The following is a 25,106-nucleotide window of genomic DNA, read 5'->3' on the forward strand; positions in this document are numbered from 1 at the left end:
GCTAGGCTGTCCCCTGGAGCGCCGGGAAGTCTGGTCGGCAACGGTATCCGTCGACGACCGGAACAGGAGTCCCGCCCGTGCGCGCTTCCGATCTCGTGGTCCCCTGGCCCACCGTCACCATGTCCACGCCCGCGCTGGACACCACCCGCATCCTGGCCGACGCCGACCTGCCCGGCCTGATCGTGGTCGACGAGGCGGGTGCGCCGTTCGCGGTGCTGCCCGGCACGCAGGTGCTGCGCCTGGCGGTGCCGTCGTACTACCAGGACGACCCGAACCTGACCCACCTGGTCGACGAGGCCGCGGCCGACGTGTTCATGCGCGAGCTGGGCGGGCGTACGGTGCGCGAGCTGTTGCCCCCGCAGCCGCACGAGCTGCCCGTGGTCGGGCCGGAGGCGACCGCGCTGGAGCTCGCCGCGCTGATGGCGCGCACCCGCAGCCCGCTGGTCGCGGTGGTCGACGGCGGCAGGCTGCTGGGCGCGGTGACCCTGCACGGGTTGCTGGACCGGGTGGTGCCGGCATGAGCACGCAGGCCTGGCTGGCGGTGGCGGTGTTCGCGGTCGCGTACGTGTTCATCGCGACGGAGTGGGTGCACCGGGTCGCGGCGGCGCTGGGCGGTGCGGTGGTGATGCTGCTGATCGGCGCGACCGACGCCGAGCACGCGTTCTTCTCCCCGGAGTCGGGCATCGACTGGAACGTGATCATGCTGCTGATCGGCATGATGCTGATCGTGGCGGTGCTGCGGCGCACGGGGCTGTTCGAGTTCGTCGCGATCTGGGCGGTCAAACGCGCCCGCGGTCGGCCGTACCCGGTGATGGTCCTGCTCGTGGTGCTGACCGCGGTGGCGTCGGCGGGGCTGGACAACGTGACGACGGTGCTGCTGGTCGCGCCGGTGACGCTGTTCGTCTGCGACCGGCTCGGCCTGCCCGCCGCGCCGTTCCTGATCGCGGAGGTGATGGCGTCGAACATCGGCGGCACCGCGACGCTGATCGGCGACCCGCCCAACATCATCATCGCCAGCCGGTCCGGCCTGACGTTCAACGACTTCCTGAACGTGCTGGCCCCGGTAGTGGTGATCCTGCTGGTGGTGTTCCTGGGGCTGTGCCGGTGGCTGTTCCGCGACGCGTTCCGCTCCGACAGCGCCAAGGTCGCCGCGGTGATGGCGATGCGCGAGCGCGACGCGATCCGCAACCCGCGCCTGCTCGCGGTGAGCCTGGTCTTCCTGGCCGCGGTGCTGGCCGCGTTCATGCTGCACACGATCCTGCACCTGGAGCCGGCGGTGGTCGCGATCGTGGGCGGGCTGCTGCTGCTGGCGGCGTCGCGGCTCGACCCGGACGAGATCGCCCGCGACGTCGAGTGGCACACGCTGATCTTCTTCGCCGGGCTGTTCGTCATGGTCGGCGCGCTGGTCAACACCGGCGTCATCGACACGGTGTCGGCGGCGGCCGTCGACGCGGTCGAGGGCCGGCTGTGGGGTGCGACGATGCTGCTGCTGTGGGCGTCGGCGGCGCTGTCGGCGATCGTGGACAACATCCCGTACGTCGCCACGATGAGCCCGATCGTCGCCGACCTGGTCGAAGCCGACGGCACGCCGCAGGGCAACGTGCTGTGGTGGGCCCTGGCGCTGGGCGCCGACCTGGGCGGCAACGCCACCGCGATCGGCGCGTCGGCAAACGTCGTGGTGCTCGGCATCGCCGAGCGCGCGGGCAAGCCGATCTCGTTCTGGCAGTTCACGAAGTACGGCCTGATCGTCACCGTGATCACCGTGGCGATCTGCGTGCCGTACCTGTATCTGCGGTTCTTCTAGCTCACCACACGGTCAACACGACGTGGTTGACGACCAGGGCGGTCGCCGCGCCCGCTGCCAGCCAGCCGCGCCTGGCAGCGGGCGGCAGCAGGGCCGCCCCGGCCGGCAGCCACACGGCGAAGGGCAGCCAGATCCGTTCCACCTCGGCCTTGCTCAGCCCGGACAGGTCGGCGGCGGCGATCGACAGCGCCGCCGCAGCGGGTAGCAGCACGTAGGCGGCCCGGTCCCGGGGCAGGGCGACCAGGACCCGCCGCAGGATGACCGCGGCGGCGGGCCCGGCCGCCAGCAGCAGCGCGGCGAGATTGGCGAAGGCCCAGTAGCCGTAACTGCGCTCGGACGCGATGCCCTGGTAGTAGCGCTGCACCACGAGGTGGTAGCCGTCGAGCCACCAGAACCCCGCCGCCGTGAACGCCGCCACCACCAGCCCGCCGCCGAGCATCACCGCCACGAGCACGGGCCCGACGGCCCGGATGCGCGCGCCGGTGGGATCCGCACCAGCCGCCGCCGCGAGCCGCGCAGAATTCGCGGCTTGCCCGGTCGGCATGGTTCGTGGCGGCGTCGCCCGCCAGGTCGGTGTGGATTGTCTGGAGGCGGCGGCAACCACCACCGTGGCGAGCGCGATCGGGGCGAGCAGCACCAGGCCGTAGGAGAGGTGGCAGCCGAAGGCGAGCAGCCCGCCCGCGGCGAGGCCGCACAGCAGCGCCTCCGCTCGCCGCGCGGTGGTGAGCGCAAGCGCCAGCAGCGCGACGGCCGCGCTGGTCAGGCCCGCGAACAGGCCGTCGGCGGAGGCCCCGACCCAGACCGCGCCCGGCAGCAGCACCAGGAACGGCAGGGCGGTGCGGGCGGCGGCCTCCTGGCCCAGCGCGTGCAGGGTCGCCGGCACCGCCACCGCGGCCAGCGCACCGAACAGGACGCAGGTCAGCGCGGCCGCGCCGCCGCCGCCGAGCCCGATGCGGTCGAGCCAGACGAACACGAGCAGCGCCCCCGGCGGGTGGCCGGAGACATGCGTGGTCCAGGAGTCGGGCTGGTAGTCCAGGATCCGGCCGGTGAACTCGCGCAGCATGGCCGGGATGTCGGTGACGCCCCGCACCTCGGTGAGGTATTCGGCCTGTTCGGTGAGCCGCCCGGCGAGCCCGCGCCGCCAGCCGTCGATCATGGCGAGCGTGAGCGTCCAGCCCACGGCGGTGGTATAGGACGCCGCAAGCAGCCGCCGCCACGACAGCGCCATAGCCAGGCGCGGCCCGTGCAGGACGACCACGGCGGCGAGCGCGAACGCGAACGGCGTGCCGGGGCCGAGGTGCGGCTTCCAGTTCCCGTACAGCGGCGCGGTGGCGGCCTGGACCGGTGAGCCGGTCAGGTTGAGCACGAGTCCGGTGACGATCGAGCCGGCGACGAGCACGCCCGCCACCGCCGTCGTGACCTGGTCGGCGCGCGGGAACGCCGCGGTGTCCGGCCGGGTGCCGGCCTGCGTGGCGAGCATGTCAGGCCCGCAGCGGGGCGGTGGCGAACTCGGCCAGCCCGGCCGCGAACGGCACCTGGGCGGTGAAGCCGAGCTCGTCGCGGGCACGCCGTGGGCAGGCGACGACATGGCGTACGTCGCCGGCCCGGAACGCCCCGGTGACGACGGGCGCGAGCCCGTCCATGGCGGCGGCGAGCGTGGCGGCCATGTCGGCGACGGTGCGCGGTTCGCCGGAGGCGACGTTGTACGCGCGCAGTCCCGGCGGCCGGGCGTCGAGCGAGGCCAGCGCGGCGACGTTGGCCGCGGCGACGTCGGTGACGTGCACGAAGTCGCGGCGCTGGCGGCCGTCCTCGTAGACCTGCGGGGCCTCGCCGCGCTCCAGTGCCGACCGGAAGATCGCGGCGACGCCGGAGTACGGGGTGTCGCGAGGCATGCCTGGTCCGTACACGTTGTGGTAGCGCAGCGCGACGGCTGCGCTGCCCGACTCGCGGGCCCAGGCCGCGGTGAGGTGCTCCTGGGCCAGTTTGGTCGCCGCGTACACGCTGCGCGGGTCGAGACGGGCGTCCTCGTCGACGGTCCCGGGATCCAACAGCGACGCGCAGTGCGGGCAGCGCGGCTCGAACTGCCCGACGGCGAGGTCGGCGAGCTCGCGCGGGGCCGGGCGGACCGGGCCGTGGTCGGCGCAGGCGTAGGCGCCCTCCCCGTACACCACCATGGAGCCGGCCAGCACCAGCCGCGGCACCCGCAGGCGGGCCATCCCCGCGAGCAGCACGGCCGTGGCCAGGTCATTGTTGCCGACGTATGCGGGCAGGTCGGCGAGGTCGACGCCCATGCCGACCATGGCGGCCTGGTGCACGACGGCGTCCACCCCGGCGAGTGCGGACTCGACGGTGTCGCGGTCGCGCAGGTCGCCGCGGCGGACCGGGACGCCGTGGACCTCGCGGACGTCGCTTCCGGGCTGGTGCGCGGCAGGGTGCAGGCAGTCCAGCACGGACACGTCGTGCCCGGCGGCGGCGAGCGCACGGGTCACATGGGAGCCGATGAAGCCCGCGCCGCCGGTGATGAGTACACGCATGCCTTCACAACCTAGGCGGGCGGCAGGCCGTCACGGTGCGACGTTTCCACTTCGTAAGGTCTTATCTGCGTTTGGTAAGAATTAGGACCGGGTGTCACCACTATGGTCGAGATCATGATTGATGTGGTGTTGCCGTGCCTGAACGAGGCGGCCGCCCTGCCCGGTGTGCTGTCCGGCCTACCCGGAGGGTATCGCGCGATCGTCGCCGACAACGGGTCCACCGACGACTCGGCCCGCATCGCCCGGGAGCACGGCGCGATCGTCGTGAGCGTGCCGCAGCGGGGCTTCGGCGCAGCCGCCCATGCCGGCCTGCTGGCCGCCACCTCCGAGCTGGTGTGTTTCGCCGACGCCGACGGCTCGTTCGACCTCGGGCAGCTGCCGCGCGTCACCGGGCCCGTGCTGGCGGGTGACGCCGACCTGATCCTGGGCCGGCGCCGCCCGGCCACCCGCGACGCCTGGCCGGCACACGCCCGGCTGGCCAATGCCGTGCTGGCCTGGCGGATGCGCAGCAGCCTGCGGGTGCCCATCCACGACCTGGGCCCGATGCGGGCCGCGCGGCGGGAACGGCTGCTCGCGCTCGGGCTGCGCGACCGGCGCTTCGGCTACCCCCTGGAGATGATCGTCGCGGCGGCCCGGACCGGCTGGCGGGTCGCCGAGGTCGACGTCGACTACGCGCCCCGGGCCGAGGGCACGCGCTCGAAGGTCACCGGCACGGTGCTCGGCACCGCCCGCGCGGTGCGCGACATGTCGAAGGTGCTGGCCCGGTGAACGCGCAGCTCGTGGTCATCGCGAAGGCCCCGGTGCCGGGCCGGGTCAAGACCCGGCTGTGCCCGCCGTGCACCCCGCGGCAGGCCGCCGCCATCGCCGCCGCCGCGCTGGCCGACACCCTCGCCACCGTCAGCGCGGCGCCGGCCCGGCGGCGGACCCTCGTCGTCGACGGCGACCACCCCGCCCCGCCCGGCTGGACCTCGGTCGGCCAGCGCGGCGACGGCCTCGGCGAGCGCCTGGCTCACGCGTTCGCCGACACCGCGCTGCCCGGCGTGCCGACGGTGCTCGTCGGCATGGACACTCCGCAGCTGACCGCGTCGCTGCTGGCGTCGGCCGTGGACGCCCTGGACGCCGCCGACGCGGCGCTCGGCCCGGCCGAGGACGGCGGCTGGTGGATCCTCGCGCTGCGCGACCCGGCGCACGCCGCCGCATTGACCGCGGTGCCGATGTCCACGGCCGACACCGGCGCGCTGACCCTGGCCGCGCTGCACGGACTCGGCCTGCGCACCGCCCGGCTGGCGGCGCTGCGCGACGTCGACACCGCCGCCGACGCGCGGACCGTCGCCGCCGAGCACCCGCACGGCCGCTTCGCCGCAGCCGTACGCGAGCACTTGACCGCACCGCACGGAGCACTGCGATGACCAGCGCGCTGACCGTGTACGCGGGTGCGCTGCACCGGGCCGCACGCGGCGGCGACGGCGCGCTGCGGCTGGTCGACCCGGCCGGAACGCTGCTGCGCCACGTCGACACCGGCGCCTGGCACGGCGATCCCACGTCCGGCGACAGCGGGATGCTGGCCCGCTGCACCGGGCCGACCCTCGACGTCGGCTGCGGCCCCGGGCGGCTCGCCGCGGCCCTGGCCCGCAGCGGCGTGCCCGCGCTGGGCATCGACGTCAGCCCTGCCGCCGTGCGCCTGGCCCGCGCCCGCGGCGCGCATGCGATGGTCCAGGACGTGTTCGCGCCGCTGCCCGACGACCGCCGCTGGCAGCACGCCCTGCTGGCCGACGGCAACATCGGCATCGGCGGCGACCCGGCCCGGCTGCTGGCCCGCTGCCGGGAACTGCTGGGCCCGGGCGGCACCGTGCTCGCCGAGGTCGAACCGCCCGGCCGGCCCGGCTGGCGCGGCCGGGTCGCGCTGACCGACACCCGCCGCACCAGCGACCCGTTCCCATGGGCCGTGGTCGGCCTCGACGACCTCGGGCAGCTGGCCGAGCAGGCCGGACTGTGCCCGGCCGAGCACTGGACGGAGGAGGACCGGTGGTTCGTGTCCCTGAGCCGCTGACGCGGCTCCACCCGTCGCGGCTGTCCCGCCTGTTCACGTCCCGGCTGCGGTCACCGCAGCTGACCAGCCGGATCGGCCGGCTGCTCGGCATCGCCGTCGCGGTCTGCTTCGTGACCGGCTACCTCAGCCACGCGATCCAGCACCCGCCGGGATGGTTCTACTGGCCGTCGCGGCCGGTCTACCTGTACCGGGTCACGCAGGGCCTGCACGTCGCGACCGGCCTGGCGATCGTGCCGCTGCTGGCGGCGAAGCTGTGGTCGGTGTACCCGAAGCTGTTCCGCTGGCCGCCGTTTCGCGACCCCGTACACGCGATCGAGCGGCTCAGCGTGTTCGTGCTGGTCGCCGCGGCGCTGTTCCAGGTGTCCACCGGCATCCTCAACATCGCGCTGTGGTACTCGCCGATGAGTTTCTTCTTCACCACCGCCCACTACTGGACGGCATGGATCTTCATCGGTGCGCTGCTGGTCCACATCGGGGTCAAGCTCCCGATCATCCGCCGCGCACTGGGCGCACCCGGACATCCCGTGCCGACCGGCGGGCTGAGCAGGCGTGGGCTGCTCACCGCCGTGGGCGCGGCGATCGGGGTGATCACCGTCGCCACGATCGGGCAGACGCTGCGGCCGCTGGCCGGACTGTCGGTGCTGGGGCCCCGCGATCCACGGGTCGGGCCGCAGGGGCTGCCGGTCAACCGGTCCGCAGACGCCGCCGGGGTGACCGCGGCCGCCACCGACCCGGCGTACCGGCTGGAGGTCGTCGGGCCCGGCGGCACCCTGCGACTGAGCCTGGCCGAGCTGGGCGCGCTCGCGCAGCACACCGCGCAACTGCCGATCACCTGCGTGGAGGGCTGGAGCGCCACCGCGACCTGGGGCGGCGTACGCGTCAGCGACCTGGTCGCGGCTGTCGGCGGCGCACCGGGCGCGAGCGTGCGCGTCGAGTCCCTCGAACAGAACAGCCTGTACCGGATCTCCACGCTCGCCCCGCCGCACGCCGCCGACCCGCTCACCCTGCTCGCACTGCGTGTCGGCGGGCAGACCCTCGACCTCGACCACGGCTACCCGGTCCGGCTCATCGCACCCAACCGCCCCGGCGTCCTGCAGACCAAATGGGTCACCCGGATCGAGGTGCTCCAGCCGTGACCGCGACCCGCCGCCCGGCCGACCGGGCCACACCGTGGATCAGGCGGCTGCTCGTCGCCGCCGGGACGCTGGCCGCCGCGTACGGGATCGTCGGCGTGCTCACCGACCCGAGCGTGTCGCTGCCGAACTACGCCCGGTACGCGGTCACCGTGCTGTTCGGGCACGACCTGCTGGTGCTGCCGCTGGCCATCATCGTCGGCGCGGTGCTGACCCGGTGGCTGCCCGGCTGGGCGCGTCCGGTCGTGCAGGGCGCCCTGTTCGTCACCGTCGTGCTGACCGTCGTCGCGCTCCCGCTGGTGCTCGGCTACGGTCGCCGCCCCGACGACCCGTCGGCACTGCCCCGCGACTACACCCGCGGGTTCCTGCTCTGCCTGGCCGCGATCTGGCTGGTCACCGCCGGTCTGCTCGCCGCCCGCGCGCTGCGCCGCGCACCGTCCACACCCGGACCCGACACCCAGGAGCGATCATGACCAGCACAGCCGACGTCGCCGTCATCGGCGGCTCGGGCCTCTACAGCCTGCTCGACGGGGCACGCGAGGTGCGCGTCGAAACCCCGTACGGGCCGCCGTCGGACGCGGTCACCGTCGGGCAGGTCGCCGGGCGGCGGGTCGCGTTCCTGCCCCGGCACGGCCGCGACCACCGCCACCCGCCGCACCTGATCCCCTACCGGGCCAACCTGTGGGCGCTGCGCTCGCTGGGCGTACGCCGGATCCTCGCCCCGTGCGCCGTCGGCGGCCTGCGCGCCGACCTCGGGCCGGGCACCTTCGTGCTGCCCGACCAGCTCGTCGACCGCACCAGCGGGCGCGAGCGCTCCTTCGTCGAGTCGGGCGCGGTGCACGTCAACTTCGCCGACCCGTACTGCCCCGCCGTGCGCCGGGCCGTGCACGAGACAGCCGACACCATCGGCATACCGCTCACCGGCACCGGAACCGTCGTCGTCATCGACGGCCCGCGCTTCTCCACCCGCGCCGAGTCACGCTGGTACGCCGCCGCGGGCGGCACCGTGATCAACATGACGGGGGCCCCGGAGGCCGCGCTCGCCCGCGAGCTCGCCCTCTGCTACGCCGCCATCGCCCTGGTCACCGACCTGGACGCGGGCGTCGACGGCGAGCACGGCGTGACCCAGGAGGAGGTGTTCCGGGTGTTCAAGGACAACACCGAGCGTATGCGTGGCCTGCTGCTGGCCACGATCGCCAACCTGCCCGCCGAGCGCACCTGCCCCTGCCCCGACACCCTCGACGGCATGCAGCCCGCATACCTGATTCCGTGAGCGCCGGCTTCGACAGCGGTCGACCGGCCGGCGGAGCGCCCTCGCACGAGCGCTCCGCCGGCCCGATGTTCAGCCGAGCGGCTGAACGGTGGCCGAGGTCAGGCTGGTGTAGAAGCAGCCGGTGGTCGGCAGGCTGGTCGCGGCGGGCGGCGTGACGCCGTCGTAGAGCGCCAGCAGGAAGTTCTGCGGGCACCGGCGGGTGGTGCCGGTGCGGATGCCGAAGTGCAGGTGCGGGCCGGTCGAGTTGCCGGTGTTGCCGGTCAGGCCGATCTGCTGGCCCGCCACGACGGTCGCCCCGTTGGCCACCGACCACGAGGAGAAGTGGCAGTAGGTGTACACGTTGCCGTCCGCGCCGGTCAGGTTGACTCCGCGGCCGCACGAGCTGTCGTCGATGATCACGACGGTGCCGCCGCGGACCGCGTACGCCGGGGTGCCGGTGCCGACGGGCAGGTCGATGGCCGGGTAGTCGTGGTGCGGGTCGTCGTACTCGCTGCGCGGCAGGGCGCTCTTGGCCAGCGGCAGCGAGAACGCCGGGCTGCCGGTGGTGGACGTCAGCCGGATCGCGTCGGCGACGACGTAGCCGGTGCCGTTGGTCCACCGGCTCACCCCGACCACGCTGTGCGTGCCCGCGGCCAGGTTGAACGTGCCGAGGCTGACCCATCGTCCGCCGTTGGACCGCTGGTCGACCACGACGGTCTGGTTGCCGCCGCTGGTCGCCACGACGAACGGGGTGGCGTTGTTGTAGCCGGCGTCGGCCGGGTACCAGACCTCTACCGTGTGCGGGCCGGCCGCGGCGATCGTGGCGGTGAACCAGGCGGCGTCGCTGGCCGTGGTGTTCGGGGTGGCGAAGCGGTAGTCGGCGCCGTAGCGCTGCGCGGACCAGGTCGAGGTGCCCCAGTTGGCGCTGGCCGTGAACCCGCCGGCGGTGGCGTTGTCCACGATGGTCGTCGCCGCCGACGCGGGCGCGGCGGGGCCGAGCACGACGAGGGTGACGGTGGCGAGCCCGGCGACAGCGGAGCGCAGGGCGAGGGGAAGTCTCACTATCCCTCCGTCAGGGGGTGTCGAGGAATGAGAGTGAAACTATTCAACCAACATCACTGTGTATGCGAAAGACTTCTACATCGATCGTCTTGAGCGCCCTGCCCCGCCGTCGCCCGGATGGCGGCGACGGCAGGGCAGGGCGCGGCCCCTCACAACGCCGGATACAGCGGGAACGCGGCGGTCAGCGCGGCCACCCGGCCCCGCAGGCCGTCCGCCGCGGCCTCGTCGAAGGACGGCAGCAGCGCCTGCGCGACGATGTCGGCGACCTCGGCGAAGTCCGCGTCGGCGAACCCGCGGGCGGCCAGCGCGGCGGTGCCGATCCGCAGCCCGGAGGTGACCATCGGCGGGCGAGGGTCGCCCGGCACGGCGTTGCGGTTGACCGTGATGCCGACGCCGTGCAGCCGGTCCTCGGCCTGCCGCCCGTCCAGCTCGGACGCCCGCAGGTCCACCAGCACCAGGTGCACGTCCGTGCCGCCGGTCAGCACCGACACCCCGGCCGCGGCGACGTCGGGCTCGGACAGCCGCCGCGCCAGCAGGCGGGCGCCGTCGAGCGTGCGCTGCTGCCGCCGCGCGAACTCCGCGCTCGCCGCCATCCTGAAGCCGACCGCCTTCGCGGCGATGACGTGCTCCAGCGGGCCGCCCTGCTGGCCGGGGAACACCGCGCTGTTCACCTTGCGGGCGACGTCCTCGTCGTTGGTGAGCACCACTCCCCCGCGCGGACCGCCCAGCGTCTTGTGCGTCGTCGTGGTGACGACGTCGGCGAACGGCACCGGGTTCGGGTGCAGGCCCGCCGCGACCAGCCCGGCGAAGTGCGCCATGTCCACCATCAGCCGCGCGCCCACCAGGTCGGCGATCTTGCGGAAGGCGGCGAAGTCCAGCTGCCGGGGGTACGCCGACCAGCCGGCGATGATCAGCGCGGGCCGGTGTTCGAGCGCCAGCCGCTCCACCTCGGCGAGGTCGACCCGCCCGTCCTCGGCCGACACGTGATAGGCCACCGCGTGGTACAGCCGGCCGGAGAAGTTGATCCGCATGCCGTGGGTGAGGTGCCCGCCGTGGGCCAGGTCCAGGCCGAGGATGGTGTCGCCGGGCTGGATCAGCGCCATCATCGCCGCCGCGTTGGCCTGCGCGCCCGAGTGCGGCTGCACGTTGGCGAAGCCCGCCCCGAACAGCGCCTTCACCCGGTCGATCGCCAGCTGCTCCACCACGTCGACGTGCTCGCAGCCGCCGTAGTAGCGCCGCCCCGGGTAGCCCTCGGCGTACTTGTTGGTCAGCACCGAGCCCTGCGCCTGCAGCACGGCCAGCGGCGCGAAGTTCTCGCTGGCGATCATCTCCAGGGTGTCGCGCTGGCGGCCCAGCTCGGCGCGCAGCGCCGCGTGCACCTCGGGGTCGAACTCCGCCAGCGGTGCGTTCAGCGCGGTCACCGGCTGCCCTCCGCCCCGATCAGCGCGGCGTACTCGGCCGCGTCGAGCAGCTCCGGCGCCCCCGTCAGGCGCAGCCGGAACAACCAGCCCTGGCCGTACGGGTCGGAGTTGACCAGCGACGGGTCGTCGGCGACGGCCGGGTTGACCTCGACGATCTCGCCGTCGGCCGGGGCGTACAGCTCGCTGACCGACTTCGTGGACTCGACCTCACCGCACGGGTCGCCCGCCGTGACGGACGTGCCGACGGCGGGCAGCTCCAGGTAGACGATGTCGCCGAGCGCGTCGCCCGCGAACGCGGTGATGCCGACCGCGGGCACGTCCTCGTCGGACAGCCACTCGTGGTCGCGGGTGTAGCGCAGGTTCTCGGGGACGGTGTTCACGCGTGGCCTCCAGCGGGGCGGCGGTAGAAGGGCAGCTCGACGACGGTGACCGTGTCGCGGCTGCCGCGGATGTCGACGGCGAGCACGGTGCCGACGGCGGCGCGGTCGGCGGGCACGTACGCCATGGCGATCGGGCGGCCCAGGGTCGGCGACGGCGCGCCGCTGGTCACGGTGCCGATGCGGTCCCCGGTGTCCGGGTCGAGCACGGCGTAGCCGGCCCGGGGCGCGCGCCGCCCGGCGGGCAGCAGGCCCACGAGCAGTTCGGCCGGGCCCGATGCGGCGCGGGCGTGCAGCGCGTCGCGGCCGACGAACGGCTTGTCGAGCACGGCGACGCGGCCCAGCCCCGCCTCGAACGGGGTGCGCCCGGCGGTCAGCTCGTGGCCGTACAGCGGCATGCCCGCCTCCAGCCGCAGCGTGTCCCGGCACGCCAACCCCGCCGGGACCAGGCCGTGCCCGGCTCCGGCCGCGCTGATCGCCGCCCAGACGGCGGTTGCGTCGCCGGGCGCGCAGTAGACCTCGAAGCCGTCCTCGCCGGTGTAGCCGGTCCGGGCCAGCAGCACCGGAGTTCCGGCCAGCACCGCCGGGTCGATGGCGTAGTAGCGCAGCGCGTCCACGTCGGACCCGGTCACGGCGCGGAGGATGTCGGCCGAGCGCGGACCCTGCACGGCGAGCAGCGCCCAGTCGGCGGACACGTCGCGGACCATCGCCTGGAACCCGGCGGCGCGTTCGGCCAGCGCGGCCGACACCACCGAGGTGTTGGCCGCGTTCGCGACGACCAGGTAGCGCTGCTCTTCCAGGCGGTACACGATGAGGTCGTCGAGCACGCCGCCGTCCGGGGCGCACAGCATCGTGTAGCGGGCGCGGCCGACGCCGACGGCGGACAGGCGGCCGACCAGGGCGCGGTCGAGCATCGCCGCCGCGCCGGGGCCGGTCACCTCGATCTCGCCCATGTGGCTCAGGTCGAACAGCGCGGCCGCTCGGCGTACGGCGTGGTGCTCGGCGGTCTCGCTGCCGTAGCGCAGCGGCATGGTCCAGCCGGCGAACTCGGTCAGCACGGCGCCGAGCCCGCGGTGCACGCCGTGCAGCGGGGTCTGTCTTGCGGAAGGTTGGTCGTGCCCGGCCGTGTCCCGTTCGGGACAGGGGTGGGCAGCGGTCGGCGACGCGACGGCGCTCACGGGAGGCTCCCTGGTCCGGGTGCCGCGTCGGCGGCACCGGTGGTGGTTGGCCTCCCCCTCTGTCATCGGAGCCTGAGAGCTTCACCGCGTACGCGGCTTGCACCGTGGGCGCAGGACTGTTGCGTCCTGACTTTCCAGAGTTCGCCTCGCCACGGCGGTACGTGGGCCTGAGAGATTCCGGGGAGAAGTTGCTCCTTCGGCGGCCCGGTCGCGCCGGGCCTCTCCCGCCGTGGTTCTGTCGGCGAGGTATTCAGTTGTCCGCCGTACCGTAGACGCCGCCCCGGAACGCCGTCAACCGCGACCGCCGCGGGTCAGCGCCGCTTGGCGAGGTAGACGGTGTTCGTGGACTCGCGATTCTGCAGCGGGTTCGGGAAGCTGACGACCTCGGCGCGTACGTCGGTGAACACCTCGGCCAGGCGGGCGGTGAACTGCTCTTCGGGCGGGTCGTTGGACCACAGGGTGAACACGCCGCCCGGGTGCAGGTGCTGGGCCAGGCGGCGCAGGCCGGCGGGCTCGTAGAAGCCGGCGTGGCTCGGGTGGAGCAGGTGGCTGGGCGAGTGGTCGATGTCGACGACGATCGCGTGGAAGCGCCGGCCGGGGCGGTGCGGGTCGAGGCCGTCCGGCGAGGCGCAGCGGGCGAAGAAGTCGCCTTCGGACAGGCGGCAGCGCGGGTCTGCGGACAAGGTGACCCCCGCCGGGATGAGGCCCTGCTCGTGCCAGGCGATGACGTCGGGCAGCGCGTCGATGACCAGCAGGGACGCGACACGCTCGTCGGCGAGCACGGTCAGTGCGGTGTAGCCGAGGCCGAGGCCGCCGACGGCCACGTCGAAGCCGGTGCCGTCGAGTTCGGCGAGCGCCAGTGCGGCGACGGCCTCCTCGGCGACGGTGAACAGGCTGGACATGAGGAAGTCGTCGTCGAGTTTGACCTCGTAGACGTCGGTCTTGAACATGGGATCCCAGCGGCGGCGCAGGCTGATCACGCCCATCGGCGTCTGCCGCCAGCCGAGTTCCTGCAGCCGTGCGCCCATGCCGCCTCCGTCTTGGCGGTGCCCGCAGATGGGTCCAGCCGAACTGCCAGGCTAGCCGACCCGCTGACGGGCGAAGGCAACGACACGTCGTACGTCGAGGTGACCGCGTGGTCGGCGCGCACTACCGTGGCCATCCGCGCCGCCGGTACGGCTCGGTCGGATGATGGTCTTCGGAGGTGGCGATGTTCGCCCTGGTAGTGCGGTTCGACATCCGTGACGAGGAGTCAGCGGTCAGGTTCGACGAGCTGACGGCGCAGGCGGTGGAGCAGATCCGGGCGAAGGAGCCGGGAACGCTGGTGTACGCGACACATCAGGTGGCCGGTGAACCACTGGCGAGGGTGTTTTACGAGGTGTACGCCGACGACGCGGCATTTCAGGCGCACGAGGCCGCCGAGCATGTGACCGCGTTCCACGCGGCGAAGGACCCGTTACTGGTGTCGCATCGGGTGGAGTTCCTGTCCCTGGCCGCGGCCAAGGGTCTGTCCGCGTGAGCATCCATCACTGCCATTGCCGTAGTCGGGTTCGTCCGACACCGGCCCGGTAGGCCAGGCACGGGAAAGAACACGACCTGGACGTAGACCGTGCCGTTGTCAGCACCCACGAAGAAGATCAGGTGACCACCCGGCTCGCCAGGAAGGTAAGCGATCGTGGCGCTCGATCCCAACTTCAGGTCCAACGCCGCCCGAAGGACCGAGCTCAACCCGTCACCCACGTACGACGAGCCGAGAATGCAGACATCATCATCAATGGTCCAGGTCAGCCGAGCAGGCGCACAGGCCGATCAGGTCCTCGTGGTGGCGGTCGAGGATGTCCAGGGCGACGGTGATCTGCCGCCGTGCGTACGCCTCGAACTGCCCCGCTGTCAGCGCCTTGCCCATTACCGTGCCCCTCCCCTGGCTGGTGACGGGGGCGCGGCGGCCGAGTGCCATGGGATGCGTCCGGCCGCCGCGCCGTTCGGGGCGGGTGCGAATCACCCCACCGACAGTCAACCGGCGGCCATGGCCCGACTGTAGGCTTCCGGGCAGGTGCGAACGTTTCACAGGTTTAACCATGTTGATGAACCACGCTCACGAGAGGGCGGGCACGTGCGCGCCAGCACCGCACCCAACGACCGGCTGCAACTGCTGATCTCCCAAGCCGGGATCTCCTACGAGGCCCTCGCCCGGTCGGTGTGCCACATCGCCGCCGAGAACGGCGACAACAGGCTGCCGGCCAACAAGTCATCGGTGGCGCACTGGATCGCCGGAACACGCCCCCACCCGCCCACCGCCGGCTACCTCGCCGAAGCCCTGTCACGACGCCTGGCACGTCCACTCACACCAGCCGACCTCGGGCTAGGCTCAGACGATGAACCCATCTACGACCCGGTATCCCTGCCACCCGACGCCGTGGCCGCCGTCGCACACCTGGGACGAGCCGACGTGGACCGCCGCACCCTGATCTCCGGCGCCGCCTATTCGGTCGCCGCCCTCCTGCTGCCCTTGCAACAGCCCGAGATCATCGCCCGCGCACACAACACCCGCACCCGGCCCACGACCACCGTCGGCCAAGGTGAAATCGACGCCGTCCGGCAGATGACCACAGCGTTCAACGCCGCCGACGAACGCCTCGGCGGCGGCCACGCCCGCACCGCCGTCGTCGAATACCTCACCACCGACGTCACCGCATACCTGCGCGCCTCCTTCACCGCCGAGACGCTTCGCCGCTCGATGTTCGCCGCAGCCGCCCAACTGTCATACCTGGCGGGATGGAAGGCCCACGACCTCGGCCTGCCCGGGCTGGCACAGCGCTACTACCTGCACTCCTACCAGCTCGCCACCGAGGCCGACCCTCGCGCGCATGCCGCGTACGGGCTACGCATCCTCGCGCACCAGGCCATGGACCTCGGACGCCGCGAACACTGCGTCGACCTGGCCGACGCCGCGCTCGACCGGGTGAAAGGCCGCGTCGACCCCGACACCGAAAGCCTGTTCTGGCTCACCGCCGCCCGCGCCCACGCCACCGACGGCAACAACCACCAGGCACGCTCGGCCCTGGCCACCGCAGAACGGCTGCTCGACCGCAGCCGCGGTGACGCGGCTCCTGAATGGGCCGCGTCGGGCGGACCCGCCGAAGCGCGGCTCGCCAACCAGTCCGGCAAAGCCCTGCAGGCCATGGGCGACCTCAACGCCGCCGAGGACCAGCTACGACGCTCGGCACGCTGTTGGGACCCGGCCACGCACCCGCGCATCCACGCCCTCACCCTGGCCGACCTCGCCGAGATCCAATGCACCCGAGGCAACGTCGAAGCAGCCTGCCGCACCTGGAACACCGCGCTCGACGGCATGGCCGGCATCCGTTCCGCCCGCACCCGCGATGCCATCACCAGCATGCGAGCCAGCCTCGCCGCTTACCGTCGACGCGGACTCACCACAGCCCAACGCCTCGACACCCGCGCCGCCAGCCTTATCTGAGCTCCACCGACCACGCTGGAGTCCGCTCTGCACGCGCCGGCGACAGCGGCGCTGTGGCGGGTCGTATCCTCGGCGGGTGACGGACGAGGAGACTGCGGAGCGTGTCATCGATCGCCTTCTCCTGGCGTTGGCGGCGCAGCTCGACACGTCGGGAGGTCCTGCCCTCGCGGCTGGTGCGGTCGAGGCACTCGCCGATTTGAGCAGAGCCGAGGTCGATTTGATCTTCGGCCAGGCGGGCCATCTGGTTCACTACGGCGCGGGCACCGCACCGCTGGAGACGCTCATCCACTTGATCACAGCCGTCCAACGCGGCGAGACTTCGGGAGATTCCCCGGTCAGGCCGGGTGATGAAGTGCGACTCGTGGGTGAATTGCCAGAGAGTCTTGCCGGATACGACGAGACGCGGCTCCGCGAGACCGTATTCGTCGTCCGCTACGTCGGCAAGGACGCGACGGTCGACGTGCAGTCGGATCTGACCGAGGATTACGTGATCGTGACGGTGCCGACCACCATCGTGAAGCCCTTGCGGAGATAAAGCACCCTCAGCGCCGCCGTCTCCGCTCGGTACGACAGCCGCCGCCAGAGCTGGTCAATGAGCACACGGTCGGACACGACCGCAGTCTCCTCGGCACGCTCCGCTCATTCCGAACTGATCTTCAAGGCCATCACGGTGCCTTGTGGCGGATCAACGACGGTCACACTGACCGTACCGTGAGGCAACCGTGACGTCCGTGCCGACCCTGGCTCACATGAGAACTAAACTCGCCGCGCTACTCACCATCGCGGCAACTGCCGCGATGGTGCAGATAGCGACTCCAGCACAGGCCTTCATCGGCCTGTACCAGGTAAACGCCGTGAGCCCGGCCAACGCCAACTCACCGAAGAACATCTCCGCGGCATGCGCCCCCGGCGACGACATCGTCAGCGTCATGGGGCAGGTCAACAACGGCGGCGGTGACGTCCTGCTGACCCGCTCCTACATCGACGCCGCCGGCGGCGGCACCGCTTCCGCCATCGAAGCCATCGCGACAGGCGTGGCCTGGACCGTCGAGGTCACCCTCGTCTGCGCCCCAGCCGGCGCGCTCGTCAACCGTTCCGTGGTGCAGACGGTGTCCGCCTCCAACATGAACGACAAGTTCCAGACCGCGGCCTGCCCCGCGGGCGACAACATCGTCGGCGGCGGCTACTTCCTGACAGACGCCTTCGGCAACGTGTCCATCGACGAGGTCAGCTACGACGCCGCGATGACGCAGCTGTCCGTCACGGCCTACGACAACGCGGCCGTCGGCAACTACACGCTGACCACGCAGGCGGTCTGCGCCGACCCCCTGCCCATCAGCAACTACTGGAACGCCACCTCCGTGTTCGACCCCAGTTCGCCGAAAGGCACCAACGGAAATCCCTGCCCCGTCGGCTCGCAGGTGTCCGCAGTCGGTGGAGTGATCACCGGCGCGCTCGGCGACGCGTCGATCGCAACGCTCACTCCACTGCCCGTGGGCGGCGGCATCGTGGCACGCGAGGTCGGCCCGTTCGCCGGCAACTGGAGTCTGCAGATGCAGCGCATCTGCATCGGATAGCGGTCCGCCTCAGACACACACGCCCGGTTCTCCAAGGAGGAGGACCGGGCACATCTGCGCCCACTGGCCGGCCGCACTCCACGTCCGCATGGATGTCAGGCAGTCGGCAGTGATCTCGTGTTCGGTGTGGTGTGGTTCGATGCCTACCGAGCTGACTTGACGCGGTCGCCGCACGAGATCGGTGCCAGAGGAACGGTGGTCGCCGAGACAGCTCCAACTCTGCGGATCTCCGGAGCAGTTCTCAGCCGAAGAACGCCGCAATTCGGCGCTGCCAGGCCTGCATGAACCGGGGAGGCCGGGCGGGCGAGTGATTCCACCTGCGGTTCAGCTGAGTGTGAGGCGCGCCGCCGGGGCGACTCGGGTGGGTGTGGGTCACCGCACCCTGGTGTCCGGCCGGCCGCTCGGCATGCGCGGGAACTCCAGGAATGCGATGTGTCGCCCGGTGCAGCAGGCCGCGCGACGAGTTCTCGTCTGTCATCCTCATCCGCTCTCTCTATCGGTGATAGAGGGACTCTAGCACTGATAGAGTGCCAGCGGGAGGCACCGAATTGGCACTGGACCGACAGCGGATCGTCACCGAGGCCGTAGCCCTGCTCGACGCCGACGGTCTCGACGGCGTGACGACCCGCAAACTCGCCGCGCGGCTGGGTGTGCAGTCGCCGACCCTCTACTGGCATCTGCCCAACAAGGCCGCCCTGGTCACCGCGATCGCCGATGCGATCCTCGACCAGGAGTTCGGCGACATGTCACCACCCGATACCGACCAACCCTGGCAGGTCTGGTTGTGCGGCCTGGCCGAGCGGCTGCGCCGAGCGCTGCTCGCCCACAAGGACGGGGCCCGGGTCATCTCGGCCGCCCAGCTCTCCCGCAACATGGCAGCGGTCTCCGAGCTGGCGATGAGCACCCTGGTCGCGCGAGGCATCCCGCTGCGACAGGCCCGCGTGATCGTCCTGACCGTCGAGCGCTTCACGGTCGGCCACGTCCTCGAAGAGCAGGCCCCCCGCCCGGACGCGGACACGCTGAAGGATTTCGACATGCACACGTTCACCCGGCAGTACCCGACCGTGGTCGCCGCGGTCACCGAATACTTCCAACCGGGCCGCACGGTTGACGACCTGTTCCGCGAATGCCTGGAGGTGGTCATCGAGGGCGCTGCGATCAAGGCCGGGGCCGCCGCCTGACCGCTCCGCTCGAAGACCTTCTCCTGGCCTGCCGGCCACTCTCCGTTCGGCGAGTCCGCCGGGTCCGGGTCGGCTACCTCGGCAGCCTCTGCAACAGTTCGACCAGGTCCGCAGGGAACTCGAGGAGATACCTTTGCGCGGTGTACCGGACGACGCCTGAGGCTGCGACCAGGTCGACCGCCGAGTAGCCTCCCCTGCGCAGCATGACGTTCGCCATCTGCAACGGCACGATGAAACCGGCAACGGCGTCATCGGACAGCGAGTCGACGAACAACTCGTCCTCCGCCAACACCATCGCCGCGATCGCCTCCAATGTCCGAAGAAGGTCTGCGACATCCTCGGACTCGGCAGCGACAACCTGGTCCGCATAGACGCCGAAACCAAACTTGTTGATCTCCAGAAAGTCCATCATCGTGCCGAACCCTAGTACCTGATCAGCGCGCACGATTCCCACATCGGGTCCGCGGACGGACGCAGGCGCGCTTTGCCGCGACGCCCGCGTCGTCCCCAGCCTGCGGGTCAGCCCGCCCGACGAGCGGTGTAGAGCAGGTACTCCCAGTCCATCGCGCCCCAGCCGAGGTCGTTGCGGCGGCCGAGTTCGGCCAGCTCCTCGTCCAGGGCGGCGACCTTGTCCGGCTGGTCGGCGATGTTGCGGTACACCGCGATCGTCGGGCCGTAGCACGCCTTGAAGAAGTCGCGGAACTCCTCGGCGCTGGCGAACCGGTCCACCCGGACCGTGCGGCGCTCGGCGACGACCTCGGTGACCCGGTCGCCGAACAGCGCGGCGACGTGCTCCTCGCTGCCCCACAGCGGCGGCGGCTGCGCCCCGGGCGGCGGCGGTGCGGCGTACGGCTTCATCACGGCGAACATCTGCCCGATGAAGCCCTGCGGCGTCCAGTTGGCCAGCGCGATCGTCCCGCCGGGGCGGCAGACCCGGACCAGCTCGTCGGCGGCCTCCTGGTGGTGCGGGGCGAACATGACGCCGACGCTGGACATGACGACGTCGAACTCGCCGTCGGCGTACGGCAGCGCTTCGGCGTCGGCCTGCTCCCAGGTCAGCTTCGCGCCGCGCTGCTCGGCGACCTGGCGGCCGGCGTCGAACAACTCCGGGGTCAGGTCGCTGGCGACGACGTCGGCCCCGGCCAGGGCCGCGGGGATCGCCGCGTTGCCGGAGCCGGCGCCGACGTCGAGCACGCGCACGCCGGGTCCGGCGCCGCACGCCTGCGCCAGCACGGTGCCGAGTTCGGGGATGACCTCGGCGGCGACCGCCGGGTAGTCACCCAGCGCCCACATCGCGCGGTGCTTGGACTTGAGCGCGCGGTCGGCGTCGCTCGGTGCGGTCATGGTGGAGCTCCTGTTCGTGTGTTGGTGACTTCACGCTAGGAAGGGTGACCGATGTCCGACCAGTACAGGATCTGTACCGGGCACGGTCCACGCCCTACGGTGGCGGGCATGGGAGCCTCGTATCGCCAGTTCTGCCCGGTGGCCAAGGCCATGGAGCTGCTCGACGAGCGCTGGACGCTGCTGGTCGTCCGGGAGCTCGTGGCGGGTAGCCGCCACTTCAACGAGCTGCGCCGGGGCTTGCCGCGCATGTCGCCGACGCTGCTGTCCAAGCGGCTGCAGCAGCTGGTCGCGGCCGGGGTGGTGGAGCGGCGGCCGACGGACAGCGAGGTGCAGTATCTGCTGACTCCGGCCGGGCGGGAGCTGGAGCCGATCGTGGTGGCGCTGGGCGCGTGGGGTGTGCGGTGGATCGGCGAGCTGGGCGATCAGGATCTCGACCCGAAGCTGCTGCTGTGGGACATGCGCCGGCACGTCGACCGGGCGACGGCGCCGGGTGGCCGTACGGTGCTGCGGTTCGCGTTCCATGACGTGGCCCGGCCGCTGCGGGACTGGTGGCTGGTGATCACGCCGGAGGATGTCGACGTCTGCGACGACGATCCGGGGCATGAGGTCGCGGTGACGGTGACGGCGAGCCTGCGCGGGCTGATCCGGGTGTGGCTGGGCGAGCAGTCGTGGGCTGACGGGCTGCGCCGGGGCGAGCTGGCGATCGAGGGGCCGCAGGCGTTGCGGCGGGCGCTGCCGTCGTGGTTCCGGACGAACGTGTTCGCCACCGTGCCGCGCCCGGAACCGGTTCCGGAGCCGGTGGGTGCGCGGGTCTGACTCCGGGCGCCGGGTCATCTGACGTATCCTCAGGTCAGCACGGCTTCGTGGGTGTCGAGCGGGCGGCTCGGCACACGCCGGTGGCCGGTGAACCTGCGCAGCCATGATCACACACTACCCTTAAGTCCGGCATAGCGGGCAAAAGGGCGGGGCGGTCATGGTACGAGCGGGGCTGCGCGCCTTGGCCGTCGTGTGCCTGCTCGCGCTGGCCGCGTGCGGGCCGCCGCCCGGGCCGGTCCCCCAGCGCACCGGACCCGCCGACCTGCAGATCCTCATCGGCTCCTCCGGTGCCGCCGAGACGAAGGCCGTCACCGACGCCGCCGCGGCGTGGGCGGCGGCCAGCGGGAACGCGGTGACCGTGATCCCCGCCCAGGACCTGGACCAGCAGCTCGGGCAGGCGTTCGCCGGCTCGTCGCCGCCGGACGTGTTCTACGTCGACGCGGCCCGTTTCGCCGACTTCGCCAGCGTCGGCGCGCTCGAACCGTACGCCGACGCGCTGGCGGCGGCGGGCGACTTCTACCCCACGCTGCGGCAGGCCTTCACCTACCAGGGGCGCTTCTACTGCGCGCCGAAGGACTTCGCGACGCTGGCCCTGCAGATCAACGAGGACCTGTGGGCGCGGGCCGGGCTGAGCGCCGCCGACGTGCCCCGCGACTGGGCGCAACTGACCGCGGTCGCCGAGCGCATCGCGGCCCGGGGCATCACCCCGCTGGCCCTCGGCGACACCGTGGAGCGCATCGGCGCGTTCCTGGTCCAGGCCGGCGGCTGGCTGATCAGCCCCGACGGGACCAAGGCCACCGCCGACAGCCCACAGAACGCCGCCGCGCTGACGTACGTGCAGCGGTTGCTGCGGGCCGGGCTCGCCCGCTACCCGAGCGCGCTGGACACGGGCTGGGCCGGGGAGGCGTTCGGGCGGGGCCTGGCCGCGATGACGATCGAGGGCAACTGGATCAAGGGTGCGCTGGCCGGGGACTACCCGGACGTGCGGTACACCGTGCACGCGCTGCCGGCCGGGCCCGCGGGCGAGGGCACCCTGTCGTTCACCACGTGCTGGGGCATCTCCGCACGGACGCCGTACCGCAGCCAGGCCGTCGCGTTCGTCCAGGCGATGACGGCCGTGGACCAGCAGCTCGCCTTCGCCTCCGCGTACGGTGTGATGCCCTCGGTCGTCACCGCCCGCGACCGCTACCTGCAGGCCTTCCCTGCCGACCGGGCGTTCCTGGACGGCGCGGGCCACGCGCAGGGGCCGGTCAACGCGCCGAAGATGGGCAACGTCCTGTCCGACTTCGACACCCAGCTGCAGCGCCTGGCCGTGGCCGACCCGCAGGCGATCCTGCGGCGGCTGCAGCGCAACATGACGGCGGCGCTGCGTGGCTGAGGCGCACCGCCGCAGCGGCATCCGGGGCGACGAGGCGGCCGCCGGGTGGCTGTTCGTCGCCCCGGCGGTGCTGATCCTGGGCCTGTTCCTGGTGCTGCCGATCGGCATGGCGCTGTGGGTCAGCGTGAGCGGCTGGAACGGCCAGGGCAGCCCGTTCGCGCCCGGGGTGCCGTACGTCGGCGCGCAGAACTACGCGAGCCTGTTCGTGGAGGACGGGCTGACCCGCGAGAACTTCATGATCAGTATCCGGAACAATCTGTACTACGTCGCCGTCGCCGTGCCCGCGCAGACCCTGCTCGCGCTGGCCCTGGCCCTGGTCGTCAACCAGCGCTTCCTCAAGGGCACGTCGTTCTTCCGCACCGCGTTCTACTTCCCGTCGGTCACCAGCTCGGTGGCGATCAGCGTGGTGTTCCTGTTCCTGTTCGCCAACTCCGGCGCGGTCAACGCGCTGCTGGCCGCGTTCGGCATCAGCGGCCCGGCCTGGTTCGCCGACCCACGCGGGCTGCTGCACCTGCTGCTCGGCGGGCTCGGGCTGGTCGACGTGGCCAACCCACCGGCCGCGCTCACCGGCGGCGGCCCGTTCGGGCTGTCCTGGTGGGAGTGGCTGGCCGGGCCCAGCGTCGCCATGTCCACGATCATCATGCTGGTCGTCTGGACCACCAGCGGCACCTTCATGCTGATCTTCCTCGCCGCGCTGCAGGACGTGCCCGTGCAGGTCGAGGAGGCCAGCCTGATCGACGGCGCGAACGCCTGGCAGCGGCTGCGCCACGTCACCCTGCCGATGCTCAAACCGGCCCTGTTCCTGGTGGTCACCCTCGGGCTGATCGGCACCTGGCAGGTCTTCGACCAGATCTACGTGATGAGCCAGGGCAAACCCGCCAACACCACGCTCACCCCCGCCTACCTGTCCTACCGCACCGCGTTCAGCGATTTCGAGTACGGCGTCGGCGCGGCGATCTCCTTCGTGCTGTTCCTGATCATCGTGGTGATGACGCTGCTCCAGCGCTGGATCATGCGCGACCGCGACGAGCCCCGGCCGCGCCGCCGGTGGTGGCCGCGCCGCGGGAGCACGTCGTGACCCCGCCGGGCCGGGCCCGGGGCTTCCGCGCGCTGCTGGGCACCTTCCTCGGGTACGCCGTGCTCGTGTTCTTTGCGCTGGTGTTCCTGTACCCGTTCGTCATCCAGACCGCGAACTCGTTCAAGACCGAGGCCGACGCCGCCGCCCACCCGCTGTCGCCGGTGCCCGACCCGTTCACCACCGCGGCGTTCACGAAGATCTTCGACAGCACCGCGTTCCCGCTGTGGATCGGCAACTCGATCCTGGTGACCCTGCTCATCACCGTCGGGCGGGTGTTCCTGGACTCGCTGGCCGGATACGCCCTGGCCCGGCTCAGCTTCCGGGGCCGCGGCGCGATCACCGCGATGATCGTGGCCGTGATGGCGGTGCCCGGCGTGGTGCTGCTGATCCCGAAGTTCCTGGTGCTCAACCAGCTCGGCATCTACAACACGTACACCGCGCTGGTGCTGCCGCTGCTCGTCGACGCCGCCGGGGTGTTCATCATGCGGCAGTTCTTCCTGTCCGTGCCGCCCAGCCTGGAGGAGGCCGCCCGGATGGACGGGGCGGGCGTGTTCCGGACCTACTGGTCGATCATCCTGCCGATGGCGCGGCCCGCGCTGATCACGCTGACCATCCTGTCGTTCCAGGCGTCCTGGAACGAGTTCCCGCACACCGTCGTCGCGGTGCAGAGCCCCGAACTGTTCACCCTGCCCCGCGGCATCGCGAACCTGGTCAGCGGCTCGCTCGGCGCGGGCACCCAGTATCCGCTGAAGCTGGGCGCGGCCCTGCTCGCCACCATCCCCGTCGCGATCATCTTCGTGATCTTCCAGCGCTACTTCGTCCGCGGCGCGGCCGAGGGCGCCAGCAAGGAATGAACCCGCCGGTCAAACGGATCCTTCGACGTCCGTCGGGTCCGCCGACCGCACCGGACTCATCGCCCTCGCCAGGGCGGCCGAGCTGTGACGGGACCACACCGATCCGGCCGCGCCGCTACAGTCACCCGCGATGGTCACCTTCCCTGTCGACGACGTCACGCCCGCCGCCGAACCGCTGCCCACCCAGCCGATGCGCGAGCTGTTCCCCGAGGCTCTGGCCTTCGGCGGCGACCCCGACCAGGCCGTGCTGCGACCCGACGACGTGCACCCGCTGCTCAGCGTCGTCAGCCGGGCGTTTCGCGAGCACCGGCCGCTGGTCCTCCCCTGGGTAGCCGGGCGGATTCAACCGAGGGAGGACCAACCGCACATGATCGCGCTGCTCGACGACCCCGCCGACGTGCCGGTGTACGGAACGTCGCTGACCAGAATTCTGGAAGCGGCGCTGGACAACGGCGGCGGCATCGCCCACCTCGAAGTCGGCCGCCTGAACGAACTGGGCGACTCACGCCGATCACGGCACCGACCGCCCTTGGAAGCCACCCGCGCGGTCTGGCCCCCGACTGCCGACTAAACCATTCGGCTGTCC

Annotated in this window: 28 protein-coding genes and 2 riboswitches; of the genes, 18 read left to right on the top strand and 10 right to left on the bottom strand. The window is 72.0% G+C overall.

Annotated features, from left to right (window positions below; all coding sequences use genetic code 11):
- Nucleotides 1–77 precede the first annotated feature (77 nt).
- Both Cco03nite_RS20425 and Cco03nite_RS20430 read left to right on the top strand, forming a co-directional pair.
- Nucleotides 78–521, top strand: coding sequence for a CBS domain-containing protein (locus Cco03nite_RS20425; protein WP_203693752.1), 444 nt, complete (start codon nt 78–80; stop codon nt 519–521).
- Nucleotides 518–1,804, top strand: coding sequence for an ArsB/NhaD family transporter (locus Cco03nite_RS20430; RefSeq protein ID WP_203693753.1), 1,287 nt, complete (start codon nt 518–520; stop codon nt 1,802–1,804). Before Cco03nite_RS20425 ends, Cco03nite_RS20430 begins: the two co-directional genes overlap by 4 nt.
- Before the next feature lies 1 nt (nt 1,805).
- Here the strand turns inward: Cco03nite_RS20430 and Cco03nite_RS20435 are convergent, their stop codons facing one another.
- Both Cco03nite_RS20435 and Cco03nite_RS20440 read right to left on the bottom strand, forming a co-directional pair.
- Entirely contained in the window at nt 1,806–3,284 is a 1,479-nt protein-coding gene (locus Cco03nite_RS20435; RefSeq protein ID WP_203693754.1) for a hypothetical protein, read from the bottom strand.
- A 1-nt stretch (nt 3,285) separates the two neighbouring features.
- Nucleotides 3,286–4,338 (bottom strand): NAD-dependent epimerase/dehydratase family protein, encoded by a 1,053-nt coding sequence (locus Cco03nite_RS20440; protein WP_203693755.1) that lies wholly within the window; start codon nt 4,336–4,338, stop codon nt 3,286–3,288.
- Between the two features lie 114 nt (nt 4,339–4,452).
- Here Cco03nite_RS20440 and Cco03nite_RS20445 point away from each other — a divergent pair, with 114 nt between their 5' ends.
- From Cco03nite_RS20445 to Cco03nite_RS20470, 6 genes are read left to right on the top strand one after another with little or no spacing between them, the layout of a single operon-like run.
- Nucleotides 4,453–5,106, top strand: a complete 654-nt coding sequence (locus Cco03nite_RS20445) for a glycosyltransferase family 2 protein (protein WP_203693756.1) — start codon at nt 4,453–4,455, stop codon at nt 5,104–5,106.
- Nucleotides 5,103–5,747: a TIGR04282 family arsenosugar biosynthesis glycosyltransferase gene (locus Cco03nite_RS20450; protein WP_203693757.1), complete on the top strand. Its 645-nt coding sequence runs from the start codon at nt 5,103–5,105 to the stop codon at nt 5,745–5,747. Before Cco03nite_RS20445 ends, Cco03nite_RS20450 begins: the two co-directional genes overlap by 4 nt.
- On the top strand, nt 5,744–6,388 hold the full coding sequence (locus Cco03nite_RS20455) for a methyltransferase domain-containing protein (RefSeq protein WP_203693758.1): 645 nt from the start codon (nt 5,744–5,746) through the stop codon (nt 6,386–6,388). The genes Cco03nite_RS20450 and Cco03nite_RS20455 overlap by 4 nt, the downstream gene beginning before the upstream one ends.
- Nucleotides 6,364–7,524, top strand: coding sequence for a molybdopterin-dependent oxidoreductase (locus tag Cco03nite_RS20460; RefSeq protein WP_239167511.1), 1,161 nt, complete (start codon nt 6,364–6,366; stop codon nt 7,522–7,524). The genes Cco03nite_RS20455 and Cco03nite_RS20460 overlap by 25 nt, the downstream gene beginning before the upstream one ends.
- Nucleotides 7,521–7,994: a hypothetical protein gene (locus tag Cco03nite_RS20465; RefSeq protein WP_203693760.1), complete on the top strand. Its 474-nt coding sequence runs from the start codon at nt 7,521–7,523 to the stop codon at nt 7,992–7,994. The genes Cco03nite_RS20460 and Cco03nite_RS20465 overlap by 4 nt, the downstream gene beginning before the upstream one ends.
- Nucleotides 7,991–8,794 (top strand): S-methyl-5'-thioadenosine phosphorylase, encoded by an 804-nt coding sequence (locus Cco03nite_RS20470; protein ID WP_203693761.1) that lies wholly within the window; start codon nt 7,991–7,993, stop codon nt 8,792–8,794. The genes Cco03nite_RS20465 and Cco03nite_RS20470 overlap by 4 nt, the downstream gene beginning before the upstream one ends.
- Nucleotides 8,795–8,863: 69 nt before the next feature.
- On the opposite strand, the gene Cco03nite_RS20475 is transcribed toward Cco03nite_RS20470, so the two are convergent.
- The 5 genes from Cco03nite_RS20475 to Cco03nite_RS20495 form a co-directional block, all read right to left on the bottom strand.
- A complete protein-coding gene (locus Cco03nite_RS20475; RefSeq protein WP_203693762.1) occupies nt 8,864–9,835 on the bottom strand; it encodes a golvesin C-terminal-like domain-containing protein in 972 nt (323 codons plus the stop codon).
- A gap of 149 nt (nt 9,836–9,984) precedes the next feature.
- Nucleotides 9,985–11,256: a serine hydroxymethyltransferase gene (glyA, locus tag Cco03nite_RS20480; RefSeq protein WP_275412064.1), complete on the bottom strand. Its 1,272-nt coding sequence runs from the start codon at nt 11,254–11,256 to the stop codon at nt 9,985–9,987.
- Nucleotides 11,253–11,636, bottom strand: a complete 384-nt coding sequence (gene gcvH / locus Cco03nite_RS20485; protein WP_203693763.1) for a glycine cleavage system protein GcvH — start codon at nt 11,634–11,636, stop codon at nt 11,253–11,255. Before gcvH ends, glyA begins: the two co-directional genes overlap by 4 nt.
- A complete protein-coding gene (gene gcvT, locus Cco03nite_RS20490; RefSeq protein ID WP_239167512.1) occupies nt 11,633–12,811 on the bottom strand; it encodes a glycine cleavage system aminomethyltransferase GcvT in 1,179 nt (392 codons plus the stop codon). The genes gcvH and gcvT overlap by 4 nt, the downstream gene beginning before the upstream one ends.
- Nucleotides 12,812–12,868: 57 nt before the next feature.
- A riboswitch (glycine riboswitch) is annotated at nt 12,869–12,951 on the bottom strand.
- Nucleotides 12,952–12,956: 5 nt separating this feature from the next.
- Nucleotides 12,957–13,048: riboswitch (glycine riboswitch) on the bottom strand.
- Nucleotides 13,049–13,122: 74 nt separating this feature from the next.
- Complete coding sequence (locus Cco03nite_RS20495) at nt 13,123–13,839, bottom strand: polyamine aminopropyltransferase (RefSeq protein WP_203693765.1); 717 nt, start codon at nt 13,837–13,839, stop codon at nt 13,123–13,125.
- Between the two features lie 182 nt (nt 13,840–14,021).
- Here Cco03nite_RS20495 and Cco03nite_RS20500 point away from each other — a divergent pair, with 182 nt between their 5' ends.
- Nucleotides 14,022–14,330 carry a putative quinol monooxygenase gene (locus Cco03nite_RS20500; protein WP_203693819.1) on the top strand — a complete coding sequence of 103 codons (309 nt, stop codon included), beginning with the start codon at nt 14,022–14,024 and terminating at the stop codon, nt 14,328–14,330.
- Between the two features lie 252 nt (nt 14,331–14,582).
- On the opposite strand, the gene Cco03nite_RS42910 is transcribed toward Cco03nite_RS20500, so the two are convergent.
- Nucleotides 14,583–14,717, bottom strand: a complete 135-nt coding sequence (locus Cco03nite_RS42910; RefSeq protein ID WP_275412065.1) for a hypothetical protein — start codon at nt 14,715–14,717, stop codon at nt 14,583–14,585.
- A 207-nt stretch (nt 14,718–14,924) separates the two neighbouring features.
- Between Cco03nite_RS42910 and Cco03nite_RS20505 the strand changes: the two genes are divergently transcribed.
- The 4 genes from Cco03nite_RS20505 to Cco03nite_RS20520 all read left to right on the top strand — a co-directional run bounded on the left by Cco03nite_RS20505 (nt 14,925) and on the right by Cco03nite_RS20520 (nt 19,050).
- Nucleotides 14,925–16,292 carry an NsdA family TPR-like regulatory protein gene (locus Cco03nite_RS20505; RefSeq protein WP_203693766.1) on the top strand — a complete coding sequence of 456 codons (1,368 nt, stop codon included), beginning with the start codon at nt 14,925–14,927 and terminating at the stop codon, nt 16,290–16,292.
- 76 nt (nt 16,293–16,368) lie between these two features.
- The gene (locus tag Cco03nite_RS20510) at nt 16,369–16,827 is read left to right on the top strand and encodes a hypothetical protein (protein ID WP_203693767.1); all 459 of its coding nucleotides are present in this window, start codon (nt 16,369–16,371) and stop codon (nt 16,825–16,827) included.
- A gap of 196 nt (nt 16,828–17,023) precedes the next feature.
- Nucleotides 17,024–17,869 (top strand): hypothetical protein, encoded by an 846-nt coding sequence (locus Cco03nite_RS20515; RefSeq protein WP_203693768.1) that lies wholly within the window; start codon nt 17,024–17,026, stop codon nt 17,867–17,869.
- A gap of 548 nt (nt 17,870–18,417) precedes the next feature.
- Nucleotides 18,418–19,050 (top strand): TetR/AcrR family transcriptional regulator C-terminal domain-containing protein, encoded by a 633-nt coding sequence (locus Cco03nite_RS20520; protein ID WP_203693769.1) that lies wholly within the window; start codon nt 18,418–18,420, stop codon nt 19,048–19,050.
- A gap of 73 nt (nt 19,051–19,123) precedes the next feature.
- Here the strand turns inward: Cco03nite_RS20520 and Cco03nite_RS20525 are convergent, their stop codons facing one another.
- Nucleotides 19,124–19,495: a hypothetical protein gene (locus Cco03nite_RS20525; RefSeq protein WP_203693770.1), complete on the bottom strand. Its 372-nt coding sequence runs from the start codon at nt 19,493–19,495 to the stop codon at nt 19,124–19,126.
- A 74-nt stretch (nt 19,496–19,569) separates the two neighbouring features.
- The gene (locus Cco03nite_RS20530) at nt 19,570–20,394 is read right to left on the bottom strand and encodes a class I SAM-dependent methyltransferase (RefSeq protein WP_203693771.1); all 825 of its coding nucleotides are present in this window, start codon (nt 20,392–20,394) and stop codon (nt 19,570–19,572) included.
- Nucleotides 20,395–20,502: 108 nt separating this feature from the next.
- Between Cco03nite_RS20530 and Cco03nite_RS20535 the strand changes: the two genes are divergently transcribed.
- The 5 genes from Cco03nite_RS20535 (at nt 20,503) to Cco03nite_RS20555 (ending at nt 25,091) form a co-directional block, all read left to right on the top strand.
- Entirely contained in the window at nt 20,503–21,210 is a 708-nt protein-coding gene (locus tag Cco03nite_RS20535) for a winged helix-turn-helix transcriptional regulator (RefSeq protein ID WP_203693772.1), read from the top strand.
- A 157-nt stretch (nt 21,211–21,367) separates the two neighbouring features.
- Nucleotides 21,368–22,588 carry a sugar ABC transporter substrate-binding protein gene (locus Cco03nite_RS20540; protein ID WP_203693773.1) on the top strand — a complete coding sequence of 407 codons (1,221 nt, stop codon included), beginning with the start codon at nt 21,368–21,370 and terminating at the stop codon, nt 22,586–22,588.
- Nucleotides 22,581–23,666: a carbohydrate ABC transporter permease gene (locus Cco03nite_RS20545; RefSeq protein ID WP_203693774.1), complete on the top strand. Its 1,086-nt coding sequence runs from the start codon at nt 22,581–22,583 to the stop codon at nt 23,664–23,666. Before Cco03nite_RS20540 ends, Cco03nite_RS20545 begins: the two co-directional genes overlap by 8 nt.
- Nucleotides 23,663–24,520, top strand: coding sequence for a carbohydrate ABC transporter permease (locus Cco03nite_RS20550; protein WP_239167513.1), 858 nt, complete (start codon nt 23,663–23,665; stop codon nt 24,518–24,520). Before Cco03nite_RS20545 ends, Cco03nite_RS20550 begins: the two co-directional genes overlap by 4 nt.
- 130 nt (nt 24,521–24,650) lie before the next feature.
- Entirely contained in the window at nt 24,651–25,091 is a 441-nt protein-coding gene (locus Cco03nite_RS20555; protein WP_203693775.1) for a hypothetical protein, read from the top strand.
- The last annotated feature ends 15 nt before the right edge of the window (nt 25,092–25,106 follow it).

Source organism: Catellatospora coxensis (assembly GCF_016862635.1).
GTDB lineage: Bacteria > Actinomycetota > Actinomycetes > Mycobacteriales > Micromonosporaceae > Catellatospora > Catellatospora coxensis.